The sequence below is a fragment of the Sphingomonas sp. AP28 genome, assembly GCF_056680455.1.
Window position 1 is genome coordinate 2,471,112 of record NZ_CM155283.1, and the last position, 16,061, is coordinate 2,487,172.

Below are 16,061 nucleotides of genomic sequence, written 5' to 3' on the forward strand. Positions count from 1 at the left end.
TGGGGGGCGCTCGTGTCGAATGCCACCTTCATAACGCCGCGCTCAATGGAAGTCGCGCGACTTGGGCAGGACGCGCACGTCGCGAGGATGCATCGCGCGCGGCGTCCGTCCGTCCGGGCCGCGCGGGAGGACCGGGCGGATCACCTCGTCGACGCGGGCGAGCGGCGGTTCCAGCGCGTGATCCTCCGACAAGAGCCGTAGCATGTCGGTGCGATCCTGCACCCGCGACGTCATCAGATGCGTGACGCCTTCCTCGCTGCGCTGGATCACGCCCTCCAGCACCATCAGCCGCGACGCCATCACCGCGCGGCGATTGGCCTCGAAGTCGCGTGCCCACATCAGGCCGTTGGTGATCCCGGTCTCGTCCTCGATCGTCACGAAGATCGCATTGCCCTTGCCCGGCCGCTGGCGGACCAGGACGACGCCCGCGACCTTCGCGCGCCGCCCGTCCTTGGTCGCGTTGGCCTGCGCGCTCGACAGGATTCCCTCGGCGGCGAAGCGTTCGCGGAGGAACGCCATCGGGTGGCCTTTCAACGACATCCGCGTCGTCTGGTAATCCGCGGCGACCTGTTCGGAGAGCGGCATTGCCGGCAAGTGTGCGTCGGGTTCCGCGCCGAGTTCGGGCGCATCCGCGGCGGCGAACAGCGCGAGTTGCTGGGCCGGCGTCCGGCGCACGTCCCACAACGCCTCGCGCCGCTCCTTCGCCACCGAGCGGAACGCATCCGCATCGGCGAGCAGGTTCATCGCCCGCTGCGGCAGGTTCGCGCGACGGGCAAGGTCCTCGATACTGGCGAACGGTGCGATCGCCCGCGCCTTGACGATCTCGTCCGCCCAATTTTCCCGAAACCCGTCGACCTGTCGAAACCCGAGCCGCAAATCCTCCCCCGCACAGGGAGGGGGACCATCCGCAGGATGGTGGAGGGGGTGCGCCGCAAAACTACCGCTTTGAAGAGTGGCAGCCGAAAACGCGGCGCCTCGAACAGGGACAGCCGCAAGCGATACGTTCGCGGAAGTCCCCCTCCACCCCGCTTCACGCGGTCCCCCTCCCCGTAGCGGGGAGGACTCAAGCAAGTTATCCCACGCGCTCGCATTCACATCGACCGGCAGGACGGTCACCCCGTGCTCGACCGCATCGCGCACCAATTGCGCCGGCGCGTAGAACCCCATCGGCTGCGAATTGAGCAGCGCACAGCAGAACACCGCCGGGTGGAAGCATTTGATCCACGACGACACATAGACGAGGCGCGCGAACGACAACGCATGACTCTCGGGAAACCCGTACGAACCGAACCCCTCGATCTGCTTGAAACACCGGTCCGCGAACTCCGCCTGATAGCCGCGCGCGACCATCCCGCCGACCAGCTTGGCCTGGAAATTGTTCATGCCGCCCACCTTCCGGAACGTCGCCATCGACTTGCGCAACTGGTTCGCCTCGTTCGGGGTGAACCCCGCCGCGACGATCGCCAGCTTCATCGCCTGTTCCTGGAACAGCGGCACGCCATAGGTGAAGCGGAGCAATTGCCGCAATTCGTCGGGTGGCCCGAACTTCGGGTCGGGCGAGGGATAGTCGACGACCTCCTTGCCGCTGCGCCGCCTGAGATACGGGTGCACCATGTCGCCCTCGATCGGCCCCGGCCGGACGATCGCGACCTGCACGACCAGGTCGTACAGCACGCGCGGTTTGAGCCTCGGCAGCATGTTGATCTGCGCGCGGCTCTCGACCTGGAACACGCCGATGCTGTCGCCCTTGCACAGCATGTCGTAGACCCGCGGGTCCTCGGCCACCGCGATCGTGTCGAGCAGGTGATCGCCGTGGCCATGCACCCGCATGAGATCGAACGCCTTGCGGATGCACGTCAGCATCCCGAGCGCGAGGATGTCGACCTTCATCAACCCGAGCGCGTCGATATCGTCCTTGTCCCATTCGATGAAGGTGCGGTCGTCCATCGCGCCGTTGTGGATCGGCACCATCTCGTCGAGCCGGCCCTGGGTGAGCACGAACCCGCCGACATGCTGCGACAGGTGACGCGGAAATTCGAGCAGCCGGTCGACCATCTCGCGCAGGCGGGCGATCTCCGGATTGTCGACGTCGAAGCCGGTCTCGGCAAAGCGCTGTTCCTGGAACCGGTTCGAGAAGCTGCCCCACACCGTGCTGGTCAGCCGCTGAGTCACGTCCTCGGTGAGCCCAAGTGCCTTGCCGACCTCGCGCACCGTGCTCTTGGGGCGATAATGGATCACCGTCGCGGCGATCGCAGCGCGGTCGCGGCCATAACGGCGATAGATGTACTGCATCACCTCCTCGCGCCGTTCATGCTCAAAATCGACGTCGATATCCGGCGGTTCGTCACGCTCGCTCGACACGAACCGCGAGAACAGCAGGTCGTATTTCATCGGATCCACCGAAGTGACGCCGAGCAGGTAGCAGACGACCGAATTGGCGGCGGAGCCGCGCCCCTGGCACAGGATCGGCGGATCGCATGCGCGGGCGAAGCGGACAATGTCGTGCACCGTCAGGAAGTAATAGGCGTAGTTGCGCTCGCGGATCAGCGCGAACTCCTCGTACAGAAGCTTCAGCATCTTTTCCGGCACGCGGTAGTCGTAGCGTTCGAGCGCAGTCTGCCAGACATGATGTTCGAGCCAATCCTGCGCCTCCCATCCCGCCGGAATCGGCTCGTGCGGATATTCGTATTTCAGGTCGTCGAGCGTGAAGGCGATCCGCGACAGCAGCCGTGCGCTCTGCGCCACGGCGTCGGGCCGGTCGCGGAACAGCCGGGCGATCTCGGTCTCGGGCTTCAGATGCCGCTCGCCGTTCGCGGCCACCAGGCGCCCGGCCTTGTGGATCGTCGTACGCTCGCGGATGCAGGTGACGATGTCGTGCAGGTCGCGGTCGTCGGAATAGGCATAGAGCGCGTCGGTGGTCGCGAGCACCGGAACGCCCGCCGCATCGGCGATCCGCCCGAGCCGGGCCAGCCGTCGCCGATCGCGACCGCCACGCGGCATCGTCACACCGAACCATACCGAGTTCGCGCCCAGCCGCTTCACCGCCTGGAGGATCGTCGGCAGGTCGCGCGCATGTCTTTGCGGCAGCGCATCGCCTTCCGGCAGCGGCGACACGGGCGTCGCCCCGCGCGCGCTGCTTTCGGGCATCACCACCAGCATCATGTCGGCATGATGCGCGATCAGGTCGCCGAGCCCCAGGATGCACCCGCCCTTTTCGGCGCGGCGATTGCCGACCGTCAGCAAACGCGTCAACCGCCCCCAGCCGCGCCGCGTCGCGGGATAGACGACGATGTCCGGCGTCCCGTCCTCGAACACGAGCCGGGCACCCACCAGCAGCCGGAAATCGACCGGCGGCATCGCCATGCCGAGCAGACCGTCGCTCGCCTTCTTCAACGCCTGGTGCGCGCGAACCACGCCTGCGACGGTGTTGCGATCGGCGATCCCGATACCGGCTAGGCCCAACTCCACCGCGCGCCCGACCATCGCGCCCGCATCGCTCGCGCCGTCGAGGAAAGAGAAGTTTGTCGCCGCAACGAGCTCGGCGAACCCCGTCATGGCGCCGCGCCGCTCATGCGAACACGCCGTGGAGATACCAGCGGGGGGCCTCCATCTCGGAATAGAGGCCGTGGCGGAAGATCCAGAAGCGGCGGCCGCGGCGGTCTTCTATGCGGTAGTAGTCGCGCGTCGGGATGTCCTGTCGCCGCCACCATTCACCGGCGATCCGCTCCGGGCCTTCGCTGTGCGCGACGTCGTGGACGGTGCGGCGCCAGCGAAAGCGGTGCGGCGGGCCGTCGGGGACCTCGGCCATCATTGATTCGATCGGTTGCGGCGGGTCGAACAGGTAGATCGGGCGGAGCGGCGGCTCGCCAGTCTCGGGGGCGATCCACGCCGTAGGGGCTGGCGCCTCGGCAGCCGGCAGCATCAGCTCGGCCTGTTCGGGGATGTGGCTGTCGCGTGCCGAGAACCGGCGGACGCGCGCCCGCCCCAGCCGCGTGCCGAGCTGGTCGACGAGTTGCGCGACCTCCCCCTTCTGTGCCTCGCCGCCCTCCAGCTTCAGCTGCGATGCATCGAGCTTCTCGGCCAGTGCGACGTCGAGCCGGACAAGATCATAGCCGAACCCCGGATCGAGCGGATCGGCGAGGCTGTCGATCCGTTCGCGGAACAATCGCATCAACAGCGCCACGTCCCGTGTCGGCTGGCCGGTCTCGATCCGCAGCCGCTGGACGAGGCCGTCGGCGCGGAAGAGGCGCGCCTCCCACCTTCGTCCACCCTCGTGGCGGTCGGCAAGCTGCACCGCCGCTTCGGTGGCGAGTTCGGCGAGCATCTCCAGTGCGTATTCGGTGCGCGCGATCGGTTCGGCGAAGCGCCGTTCGACACCGATCTTGGCCACGGTGCGTCGCGCGACGATCGGTCCCTTCACCGACCCATCGAGCCGGCGGATCATCATCGCCGCCTCCTCGCCGAACCGCGCCGCGATCGTCGCAAGCGGCCGTGCCATCACGTCGCCGACCGTCTTCAGCCCGGCGCGCGACAACGCCGTCGTCGCATCCTCGTCGAGTCCCAAGGCGGCCACCGGCAACCGCTTCACCGCGCGTTTCTCATCCGGTGCAGGCGCCCCCGCAAATCGCGCCAGCGCGCGTGCCGTATCGGGCGTGTCGCCGAACGCATGCCGCACCAGCAGCCCGCGGCGCGCAAGGCGCTCCTCCAGATCGGCCGCCAATCGCCGTTCGCCCTCGAACTCGTGCACGCACCCGGCGATATCGAGGATCAGCCCATCGGGTTCGTCGAGCGCGACCGACGGCGTGTACCGCTGGCACCCGTCCGCGAGCCGCTCGAGCCATTCGTGATCGGCGTGCGCGTCATGCTCGTACACCTCCAGTTCGGGCACCCGCGCCCGCGCATCCGCCAACGTCAGCCCCGGCTGAAGCCCCGCCCGCACCGCCTCGCGGTCGAGCGCCTTCAGCCGCACCCCGCCCGACAGCGTCTCGACGAACGCGATCGGCGTCTCAGCCCGTCCGACGAACAGATGCGGCCGCATCGTCCGCAGCCGCTCGATCGGCAGCCACGGAAACACCAGCGCCAGGTAGCGCCGCGGAATTACCAGAGGCGAAGGCGGTTTGGTCGAAGATGTACGCGTCACGGTCCCACTCCACACGCCAGCGAAGCCCGGCCTGGCCTCCGCGTCGACGCAGCAATTCGATGTCGAAGGCAGGTTTGCCCGGTGCGTCGGCCTCCAGCGGACGCGAGCGGCACGCGGCCACCTGCCAGCGCGATGCGGCAGCGCTCGGCACCGGTTCGGCGCCGATGCGCAGGCTCAGAATGGTCACGCCCGACGCTTCGGCCGCCAGCATCAGCCGGCGTGTCGCGGTCAGGTCGATCTTCGGCGCACGACCCCAGGATTCGATCAGCAACGTGCCGAGCCCATGGCACCGCGCGGCATCGGCGGCGGCGCGCAAAAGACTGGCCTCGTCCTCGACCAGCCCTAGCACTAGCGACGACACGTCGAGACCCATCTCGACCAGCCCGGTCGCATGTAGCCGGCCGCCCTGGCGTTCGCTCGCCTCGGTCCGCAACCACATCACCGGTGCCCCACGCGCCGCCAGAACCGAAGCGACGGCAAAGCCGGCGCCACTCGCCGAATCGTCGACCGTCGCAAAAACCTCGTGCAACTGCGCCTTCGCCATCCCCTGCGTCAGCCACGCATCGTCCGCACGGCCATCCCCTTGAGTCGGCATCCCCGTCGTGGCGATCCGCTTCAGGCGGGCGATCAGGGCAGACGAGTCGTTCACAATTGTTCTTGTAATGTTCTATCGACGGAGTCGCCAAGCGGAATCTTTTTCAGCGATCGATCTCAGGCCGGCATCGACGCGAAAATTACGCGCAACAGGGCATTTCGGTCGCTCGCAAATGATGCACACTTCGTCCGCCACTGTGACGCGTCCATGAAAAATACGACAGGAACCGTGTCTTTGCTGCGACACCGAATCGGCGATCTCACGAGCGCCCGATCTCACTTATTTACAGTTATAAGACATGGCCGCAGTTCTCCTGCCGAGCCACATTCCTCCCCGGGTGCTGTGGCCGTTCCGGAACGCGCTCGATGACACCCTGGATAGGGTGGAGACGGGCCTAGTAAGAGATTGCTTGCCATGACCACCACCACCATCGCTGTCCGGCCGACGCTGCTTCGTAGCTCGGCGCTTTCGGCACTCGCTTTCGCCGGGTTGATCGGCACCGCACCGGCGTTCGCGCAGGATGCCCAGGTCCAGCCGGGCACGTCCGTCTCGACTCCATCGCAGGGCGACGTTTCGCCTGCCCCGACATCGGCACCGACCGCCGCCCCTCCTTCCGCTGCTCAGGTCGACCAGCCGCAGGACATCGTCGTCACCGGTTCGCTGTTCCGCCGCACCGATACCGAGACGCCGTCGCCGGTCACCGTGCTGACCGCCGACTCGCTCGCCAAGGCCGGCATCAACAACGTGTCCGACGCAGTGCGCTCGATCTCCGCCGACAGCAGCGGTTCGGTCCCGACGTCGTTCACCAACGGCTTCGGCGCGGGCTCGTCGGGGGTGTCGCTGCGCGGCCTGACCGTCAACTCGACGCTCACGCTGATCGACGGTGTGCGCACCGCCAACTATCCGTTGGCGGATGATGGCCAGCGCTCGTTCGTCGACCTCAACACCATCCCCAACGCGATCGTCGACCGCGTCGAAGTGCTGAAAGACGGCGCCTCGTCGAGCTATGGCGCCGACGCGATCGGCGGCGTCGTCAACATCATCATGAAGAAGGAGATCGTCGGCGCGTACGGCACGGTCGAGGGCGGCGTGACTCAGCGCGGCGACGGCGGCAGCCAGCGCGCGACGCTGACGCTCGGTACCGGACGGCTGAAGGAGCAGGGCTTCAACTTCTACGTCAGCGGCGAATATCAGCACAACGACGCGATCTACAATCGCAACCGCGGCTTCCCATACAACACCGCCGACCTGACCTCGATCGGCGGCGACAACAACAATGCGGGCTCGGTCGCACCGAGCAGTACGACCAGCGCGGTCGTCGCGCCCACCACGCAGACCACGCCGGGTAATATCCTGTCGGGTACCGGCCTCGCTACCGGCGCATTCCAGGTGCTCAACCCCAATGGCTGCGCTGCCGGGCAGACGCTCGTCACCACGCCCCGCTCTGGCACCGGCTTCATCGACCAGGGTTGCGAGCAGAACCTCGTTTCGCAATACGGCCAGATCCAGCCCGAGCAGACCCGGTTCGGCGTCACCGTCCACGGCACCGCGCAGATCAACGACAAGACGCAAGCGTATTTGATTGCGTCGTATTTCCAGAACGACGTCAAGTCGCAGGGCAGCCCGTCGCTGATCCGTTCGGCCAATCCGGTCAACACGCAGAACATCGTCCTGCCGGCGACGTTGGCGAACGGCACTGACAATCCCAACAACCCGTTTAATACGCCGGCTGCGATCCGCTACCGGTTCGGCGACATCGCCAGCTCGTCCGAGTACAAGAACCACGTGATCCGCGCGGCGGCCGGCATCGACGGCCAGTTCGGCGAGGGCTGGGGTTATTCCGCCACGATCACCGCGGCGCATTCATGGCTCGACATCACACAGAACGGCTATCTGAACCTCGCCGGATTGCAGACCGCGATCACCAGCGGCAGCTATAATTTCGTCAATCCGGAGCTCAACACCGCGGCCGTCCGTGCCGCGGTCTCGCCGACCGTCCGCTCGCAGGCGACCAGCGATCTCGACATGGTTCAGGGCGTCATCACCAAGGACCTGTTCCAGCTTCCGGGTGGCGCGCTGCAACTCGGCGTCGGCGGGTCGGTCCGCTACGAGGCGCAGAACGATCCGAGCCAGAACCCGGACTTCACGACGATCAACCTCAACCAGTTCTCGGCCGTCGGCAACCGTACCGTCGAATCGGCCTATTTCGAGGTCAACGCGCCGATCCTCACCAGCCTAGAGATCGACGGCTCGGGCCGCTTCGATCACTATTCGGAAGGCTATAGCCACTTCTCGCCGAAGATCGGCGTGAAGTTCACGCCGATCCGCCAGGTCGCGCTGCGCGGCACCTTCTCGAAGGGCTTCCGCGCACCGAGCTTTGCCGAGACGTCGGGTTCGGTGGTCGGCTTCACCGCCGCCACCCCGCCCTGCTCGCTCCAGGCACAGCACGGCGCCACGGTCACCGGCACGAGCTGCTCGGGCGGCAGTGCGTACAACCAGTCCTATTCGATCGGCTTCAACACCGCCGGCAACCCCGACATCAAGCCCGAGCTGTCGCGCAGCTTCACCGGCGGCGTGGTCGTCCAGCCGCTCCGCTGGCTGAGCTTCACCGCGGATTACTACAACATCAAGAAGACGCGGGTGATCACCGGCGGGCCGCTCTCGAACCAGGCACTCGCCGCCTATTACGCGGGCACCGCGCTGCCGGCCGGCTACAGCGTGACGCCCGACGCGATCGATCCGTCCTATCCGAACGCCCCAACCCGCGCGCTGTTCGTCAACTCACCTTATGCCAATGCAGCCGCGCTCAAGACCTCGGGGCTCGACTTCTCGGCGCTCGTCCAGCTGAAGCCGAGCGACGACTTCCACTTCACCAGCCGCGCCGAGGCCACCTACATCCTGCATTACGACTTCAAGCAGAGCGATGCCGATCCGTTCGTCGATTTCGTCGGTACGCAGGCGCCGTACATCACCTCGTCGGGCGCGGGCACGCCGGCCTGGCGCGGCAACTGGCAGAACAGCATCGACTACAAGGCGTACACGCTCACGGCGACGGCCTATTACACCTCGGGTTACAAGGCCGTTGCGTACGACCAGTTCGGCACCACCGACTGCGACGGCGGCAGCACCTATGGCGGCACGGACCCCAACTTCAACTGCCACGTGAAGCACTTCGTCGACGTCGACCTGACCGGCAACGTGAAGGTCAACGACAAGTTCGACCTGTACTTCAACGTCGTCAACCTGCTCGACCAGAAGGCGCCGCTGAACGCGGGCAATTATGCCGCGGTCAACTACAACCCGACCTACACGCAGATCGGTGCGGTCGGCCGGACGATCCGGGTGGGCGCGAACTTCCAGTTCTGATCGGCTGTATCGGCCTGAAAACCTCGGGGGCGGACGGCAACGTCCGCCCCTTTTTCATGCCCTCCAAACCAAACACCCGTCAGAATTTTACACGAAGAACGCAGAAGGCGCTTGCCGTCCCGGAAACACCGGGCTAACAGCGCGCCTCACCCAGTCACCGTGTCGCTTCAGACCGGAGACATAGGCGCCAGAGCGGGCGTAGCTCAGGGGTAGAGCACAACCTTGCCAAGGTTGGGGTCGAGGGTTCGAATCCCTTCGCCCGCTCCAGTTTTCTCAGGAAAACAGCGGTCCAGCGCGAGGCGACAGAGCCTCAGCTTTTCGACCCACCATCTTCATCACCATCACTACACATGGCATTTCCCATGCGCTCGCCTTACGCTCGGCGCATGGCAATCCCTCGGCACGCGCGTCACCCGTTGATCCTGTCGGCCCTGCTGCTGGCCGCCCCCTCCTCGGCAGCACCGGGTACTGCGCCCACCGACATGCAACGATGGCAGGCGCAGGCCAAGCGCGTGACGATCACCCGCGACGACTGGGGCATCCCGCACATCAAGGGCCGATCGGATGCCGATGCGGTGTTCGGAATGATCTATGCGCAGGCGGAGGACGACTTCCCGCGCATCGAGGCGAATTACCTGACCGCGCTCGGCCGGACCGCCGAGGCGGCGGGCGCTGACATGGGCGAGGACGCGGTCTGGGCGGATCTTCGCCAGCGGCTGTTCGTCGACCCGACCACGCTGAAGGCGGACTATGCCGCGAGCCCGGCATGGTTGCGCACGCTGATGCAGGCCTGGGCGGACGGGCTGAACTATTATCTCGCGACGCACCCGCAGACAAAGCCCCGCGTACTGACCCGGTTCGAGCCGTGGATGGCGCTCAGCTTCACCGAAGGCAGCATCGGCGGCGATATCGAGCGGATCTCGCTCAGCGACCTGAAGACCTTCTACGGCCAGCCTACCCCCCCGACGCCGGAAGAACTCGGGATGATCCCGCGCGAGCCGTCGGGCTCCAACGGCATCGCCATCGCGCCCCGGCTGACCGCGAACGGTCACGCGCTGCTACTCATCAATCCGCACACCAGCTTCTATTTCCGGTCCGAGGCGCAGATGACCAGCGACGAGGGACTGAACGCGTATGGCGCCAGCAACTGGGGCCAGTTCTTCGTCTACCAGGGCTTCAATCCGAAGGCCGGGTGGATGCACACGTCGGCGACGGTCGACAACGTCGATGAGTTCGCCGAACGGATCACGCGGCGTGGCGGCGGCTATGCCTATCGCCACGGCAAGACGAGCCGGCCGGTCGTCGCACGCACCATAATGCTCCGTGTCCGCCAGCCCGACGGGACAATGGCCGAGCGCCGCTTCACCACCTATCGCACGCATCACGGCCCGATCGTCGCGACCAAGGCCGGCAAATGGATCGCCACCGCGCTGATGTGGCGCCCGGTGCCCGCGCTCGAGCAAAGCTACCTTCGGACCAAGGCGACCGATCTCGCAGGATACATGAAGGTCGCGGCGCTGAAGGCGAATTCGTCGAACGACACGCTGTTCGCGGACAGCAAAGGCGAGATCGCGTTCCTGATGCCGCAGTTCATGCCGATCCGCGACGATCGCTTCGACTATACCCGCCCGGTCGACGGCAGCGACCCCGCAACCGACTGGCATGGCCTGCATACGCTCCCCAGCCTGCCGAGCGTGCTCAACCCGCGCATAGGGTGGGCGCACAACACCAACGACTGGCCGTGGAGCGCGGCGGGCCCGGACAGTCCGAAGGTGGCGGACTATCCGCGCTATATGGACCAGGTCGGCGGCAATGCGCGGGGCGTCCATGCCGACCTGTTGCTGACGGGGAAGACCGGCTGGACACCCGACACGCTGCGGGCCGCCGCGTTCGATCCCTATCTCCCCGCCTTTGCGCGATTGCTGCCCGGACTGGTCGCGGCGTGGGAGGCACTTCCCGCGGGCGATCCGCGTCGCCCCGCGCTCGCCGCACCGATCGCGTTGCTCAAGCGCTGGGACCATCGCTGGGCCTATGATTCCACCGCGACCAGCCTCGCGGTCTTCTGGGGCGACCAATTGTGGCGCGAGGTCGGCAGCTTCGCGCAGGCGGAGAGGCTGAACGTGCCCGACTATATCGCCACGCGAGTCGGCCCTGATACGAAGCTCGCCGCGCTGAGCACGGCCATCACTCGGCTCAAGCAGGATTTCGGCGATTGGCGGACGCCGTGGAAGGACATCAACCGCTTCCAGCGACTCGACGATTCGATCGCACCGCATTTCGACGACAGCCGCGCCTCTACCCCTGTGCCGTTCACCTCGGCGCAGTGGGGCAGCCTCGCGTCGTTCGGCGCGAAGCCGTGGCCGGGGACGAAACGCTATTACGGCAGCAGCGGCAACAGCTTCGTCGCGGTGGTCGAGTTCGGCGCGCGGGTGAAGGCGATGGCGGTCATGGCCGGCGGCCAGAGCGGCGACGTCCGATCGCCGCATTTTGCCGACCAGGTAGCGCGCTATGCCGAGGGACGGTTGCGGCCGGTCTATTTCCATCCCGACGAACTCGCGGGGCACGTCGAACGAACCTATCGGCCCGGTTACTGATCTACCGCATATCCAGCGATGTCGGTGCTTGCGGCGCCACCCAAGCTATTGCACGGACTTGATATGCCTGACGCCCCTCCCCTTCTCGCGGTCCGTGCGCTCGGTAAGTCGGTACCGGGTCCGCGGCGGTTGTTCCGGCATCTGGATTTGGAGGTCGGCGCGGGCGAACTGGTCGCGATCATCGGCGAATCCGGGGTCGGCAAATCGACTTTGCTCAACATCCTAGCCGGGCTGGACGAGGCGGACGAGGGCAGCGTGGCGATCGACGGCATCGACCTCGGCACGCTCGACGAAACCGCGCGGACGCGGTTGCGGCGCGAGCGGATCGGCTTCGTGTTCCAGGCCTTCCACATCCTCCCCTATCTAACACTGCGCCAGAACGTCGCGCTGCCGCTGGCGCTCGTTTCGCCGGACAATGCCGCGGCATCCGCGCGCGCGGAAGAGATGCTCGATGCGGTCGGCCTGGACGGTCGCGGCGACGGCTATGCGCGCGACCTGTCGGGGGGCGAGCTGCAGCGCGTGGCGATCGCCCGTGCGCTCGTCCACCGCCCCGCGCTGATCCTCGCGGACGAGCCGACCGGCAACCTCGATCCGGAGACCGCCGCGCGCGTGCTGTCGCTGTTCGCCGATGCGGTACGTGGCAATGGCGCGGCGGGCGTGATGGTGACGCATTCTGACGCGAGCGCGGCGATCGCCGACCGCGTGCTGACGCTGGGTGCCGAGGGACTGGTGGAGCGGCGTGGCGCCTGAGATCGGCCTGACGTCCGGGTCCGGGCTCTGGTCGGGACGGCTGGGACTCCGCTGGCTGATCGCGGGCGAGTGGCGGTTCCACCCTGCCCGCTTCCTGTTGACGGCGGTCGCGATCGCGGTCGGCGTGGCGCTCGGCTTTGCGGTGCATCTCGTCAACGGATCGGCGCTGGCGTCGTTCGACGGCGCGATGCGCGGCGTCAGCGGTGCCGCCGAACTGTCGGTCCGCGCGACCAGCCCGCTCGGCTTCGACGAACGGCTCTATCCCCGCGTCGCGCGTGCCGATGGCGTCGGCGATGCCAGCCCGGTGCTTCGCCTCGATGCGCGGATCGGCAAGGCCCGGCTGACCCTGCTGGGCGTCGACGTGATCCGTGCCGCCACGGTGACGCCGTCGCTGATCGGCATCCGCCCGCGTGGTCCCGATACCGGCAACGATACGGCGTTCGACGAGTCCGCGCTGTTCCTGTCGCGTGCGGCGCTGACCCAGGTCGGTGCGAAGATCGGAACTCAGCTGGTCGTCGTCGCCAATGGCCGGTCGGTGCCGTTGCGGGTGGCGGGCACGCTGCCGGCGACGGACGAATCGACCGCGGTCGGCGTCATGGATATCGCCGCGGCGCAGTGGCGGTTCGGGCGTCTAGGGCGGATCGATCGGCTCGACCTGGCGCTGTCGGATCGCGCGATCGCGGAGCCGGCGTTGCGCGCGATCCTGCCTGCGGACGCTATCCTGTCGACCGCCGAAACGCAGAACGCGCAGGGCGATGCCCTGTCGCGTGCGTACCGCGTCAATCTCGACATGCTGGCGCTGGTCGCGCTGCTGACCGGCGGTTTCCTCGTCTATTCGGCGCAGTCGCTGTCGGTGGTGCGGCGGCAACGCGCGTTCGCCCTGCTCCGGACACTGGGCATGCCGCGCGCCGGGATCATCGCCGCGGTCGTGATCGAGGGGCTCGCGATCGGACTGGTCGGCGCAGCGGCGGGATTGGCGGCAGGGTACGGCCTGGCATGGGCGGCACTCCATTGGTTCGGCGGCGACCTCGGTGCGGGCTATTTCGGCGGCAGCACCGCGCGCGTCGTGATCCAGCCCGGCGCCGCGATCGGGTTCTTCGCGCTCGGCCTGCTCGCCGCGATCCTCGGCAGCGCGTTGCCCGCCCGCGTCGCGGCGCGGGCTGCACCGGCGGCAGCGCTCAAGAACGCCGGCGACGTACTCGATCCACGGCGGCCGGTCGCGTGGTGGCCTGCCGCCGCGCTACTCGTCGCCGGAGGCGCCTCGTCGCTGTTGCCTGCGATCGCCGGGCTGCCGCTGTTCGGTTTCCTGGGGATGGCGCTGATGCTCGCGGGCGGCGTCGCGGGCGTGCCGTGGTTCGCGCGCACGCTGCTGACCCCGTTGGCAAGGCGGACGCGGGGCAGCGTGCCCGGCCTGCTCGCAGTTCGTCACCTTCACGGCGCGCCGGGCGAAGCGGCGACCGCATTGTGCGGGATCGTCGCCTCGACCGCGCTGATGATCGCGATGGCGACGATGGTGACCAGCTTCCGCGGCGCGGTCGACGAGTGGCTGAACCAGGTGCTCGGCGCAGACCTGTATCTGCGCACCACCGCCGGCGCGACGTTCGATCCGGTGACCCGCACGCGTATCGCAGGCACGCCGGGTATCGCCCGCCTCGCCTTCAGTCGCCAGATCCCGCTGACTATCGCGGCGGATCGCCCACCCGTCAGCCTGATCGCAAGACCCGAGCGCGGTGGCCGCGATCCGTTGCTGGTGCTGATCGATCGCGGGCCGCCGGTACCGAAGGACGCGCTGCCGATCTGGGTTTCGGAGCCCGCACACCGCCTGTACGGCTGGAATTCGGGCGAGCGCATCACGCTGCCGATCGCCGGCCGCACGCAGTTCACCGTCGCCGGCATATGGCGCGACTACGGACGCCAGGCGGGCGCGGTGCTGATCGACGAGGGCGATTACCAGCGCCTCACCGGTGACGATCGCCGCGACGAGATTTCCGCGACGATCCTGCCCGGTGCGGATCCGGCGAAGGTCGCCCGTGCAATGACCGATCGCCTGCCCGCCGACCTGCGTCCCCAGGTCGAAGTCGGCCAGCCGGCGACGCTGCGGAAACTCGCGCTGACGCTGTTCGATCGCAGTTTCGCGGTCACGTATCTGCTGGAGGCGGTGGCGATCCTGGTCGGGCTGGCGGGCGTGGCGGCAACGATGTCGGCGCAGACGATCGCGCGCGAACGCGAGTTCGGGATGTTGCGGCATCTCGGCCTCACCCGCGGCCAGCTCACCAGGATGCTCGCCACCGAGGGTGCGATCGTCGGGCTCACCGGCGCGCTTGCAGGGATCGGGCTCGGGCTGGTCCTGTCGCAGGTGCTGATCCACGTCATCAACCCGCAGTCGTTCAACTGGACGATGACCACCCGCATCCCGGTCGGCACGCTGATCGGCGTCGCGATCGCGTTGACGGGTGCGGCGGCGGCGACCGCGATGCTCGCGGGACGGCGCGCGACGGCGAAGAGCGCGGTACAGTCGGTGCGGGAGGATTGGTGATGCTGCGACCTTGGGCCCTGCTCGGCTGGATCGCCGCGATCGGTGTCGCCGCGCCCGCCGCCACGCCGCCCGCCCCCTATCCGGTCGTGCGGCCGGGGATCAGCTTGCGTTTCCCCGCGGATCACGGCGCGCACCCGGCGTTTCGTACCGAATGGTGGTATGTCACCGGCTGGCTGCGGACCGAGGATGGCAAGGATCTCGGTTTCCAGGTGACGTTCTTCCGCACGCGCCCGCCGGTCGATCCGCGCAACCCGAGCCCGTTCGCCGCACGCCAGGTCCTGTTCGCGCACGCAGCGCTGTCCGATCCGACCACCGGCAAGCTGCTCCACGGCGAGCAGGCGGCTCGCGAAGGCTTCGGTCTCGCGCAGGCGCGGACGGGCGATGCCGACGTCGCGATCCGCGACTGGCGATTGCGCCGCGCGGGGAATGGCCGCTGGACGACGCGTGTAAACGCGGATGGCTTCGGCCTCGCGCTAGATTTCCAGCCGACCCAGCCTCCCCTGCCTCAGGGAATCGGAGGCTATAGCCGCAAGGGAGCACGCCCCGAGGAAGCCAGCTATTATTACTCGGTGCCGCATCTGCGCGTGACCGGCCGCGTCCGCAAAGGCGGCGGAACGGTCGCGGTGACCGGCGAGGCGTGGCTGGACCGCGAATGGTCGTCCAACTACCTCGCCCCCGCCGCGCAAGGCTGGGACTGGACCGGGCTCAACTTCGACGACGGCTCCGCGCTGATGGCGTTCCGCATCCGGCGCAAGGGCGGCGGCACGGTCTGGACGGGCGGCTCGCTCCGTCGCGCCGATGGCGGCATGACGGTGTTCGGCCCCAACGACGTCGCCTTCCGCCCGCTCGCGACATGGCGGAGCAGGGCGACCGGCGCGCTCTACCCCGTCTCGCAGGAACTGAGCGTCCGCATCGCGGGCGGCATCCAGCGCTGGCGCCTCGTACCGATGTTCGCCGCGCAGGAACTCGACGCCCGTCGCAGCGGCCTGCCGGTCTATTGGGAGGGCGCAGTCCGCACCCGCGGCGGTCGCGGCTATCTCGAACTCACCGGCTACGAGCGCGCGCTGGAAATGTAAGCGC

Annotated in this window: 8 protein-coding genes and 1 tRNA gene; 6 read left to right on the plus strand and 3 right to left on the minus strand. The window is 67.7% G+C overall.

The annotated features are described in order from the left end of the window. Positions 1–42: 42 nt before the first annotated feature. The 3 genes from AC1MH0_RS11325 to AC1MH0_RS11335 are packed head-to-tail and all read right to left on the minus strand — an operon-like array spanning position 43 to position 5,789. Positions 43–3,555 (minus strand): error-prone DNA polymerase, encoded by a 3,513-nt coding sequence (locus AC1MH0_RS11325; RefSeq protein ID WP_480962858.1) that lies wholly within the window; start codon positions 3,553–3,555, stop codon positions 43–45. Positions 3,556–3,568: 13 nt separating this feature from the next. Beyond that, positions 3,569–5,038 carry a Y-family DNA polymerase gene (locus AC1MH0_RS11330; RefSeq protein WP_480965732.1) on the minus strand — a complete coding sequence of 490 codons (1,470 nt, stop codon included), beginning with the start codon at positions 5,036–5,038 and terminating at the stop codon, positions 3,569–3,571. Beyond that, positions 5,007–5,789, minus strand: coding sequence for an ImuA family protein (locus AC1MH0_RS11335; protein WP_480962859.1), 783 nt, complete (start codon positions 5,787–5,789; stop codon positions 5,007–5,009). Before AC1MH0_RS11335 ends, AC1MH0_RS11330 begins: the two co-directional genes overlap by 32 nt. Positions 5,790–6,149: 360 nt before the next feature. Between AC1MH0_RS11335 and AC1MH0_RS11340 the strand changes: the two genes are divergently transcribed. The 6 genes from AC1MH0_RS11340 (at position 6,150) to AC1MH0_RS11365 (ending at position 16,057) form a co-directional block, all read left to right on the plus strand. Continuing rightward, complete coding sequence (locus AC1MH0_RS11340; RefSeq protein WP_480962860.1) at positions 6,150–9,101, plus strand: TonB-dependent receptor domain-containing protein; 2,952 nt, start codon at positions 6,150–6,152, stop codon at positions 9,099–9,101. Positions 9,102–9,293: 192 nt separating this feature from the next. Beyond that, positions 9,294–9,368: transfer RNA gene (locus AC1MH0_RS11345), tRNA-Gly, on the plus strand. 119 nt (positions 9,369–9,487) lie between these two features. Continuing rightward, a complete protein-coding gene (locus AC1MH0_RS11350) occupies positions 9,488–11,695 on the plus strand; it encodes a penicillin acylase family protein (RefSeq protein WP_480962861.1) in 2,208 nt (735 codons plus the stop codon). A 63-nt stretch (positions 11,696–11,758) separates the two neighbouring features. Then, positions 11,759–12,445: an ABC transporter ATP-binding protein gene (locus AC1MH0_RS11355; RefSeq protein ID WP_480962862.1), complete on the plus strand. Its 687-nt coding sequence runs from the start codon at positions 11,759–11,761 to the stop codon at positions 12,443–12,445. Continuing rightward, positions 12,435–14,981 carry an FtsX-like permease family protein gene (locus AC1MH0_RS11360; protein WP_480962863.1) on the plus strand — a complete coding sequence of 849 codons (2,547 nt, stop codon included), beginning with the start codon at positions 12,435–12,437 and terminating at the stop codon, positions 14,979–14,981. Before AC1MH0_RS11355 ends, AC1MH0_RS11360 begins: the two co-directional genes overlap by 11 nt. After that, the gene (locus AC1MH0_RS11365; protein ID WP_480962864.1) at positions 14,981–16,057 is read left to right on the plus strand and encodes a lipocalin-like domain-containing protein; all 1,077 of its coding nucleotides are present in this window, start codon (positions 14,981–14,983) and stop codon (positions 16,055–16,057) included. Before AC1MH0_RS11360 ends, AC1MH0_RS11365 begins: the two co-directional genes overlap by 1 nt. Positions 16,058–16,061: the final 4 nt, after the last annotated feature.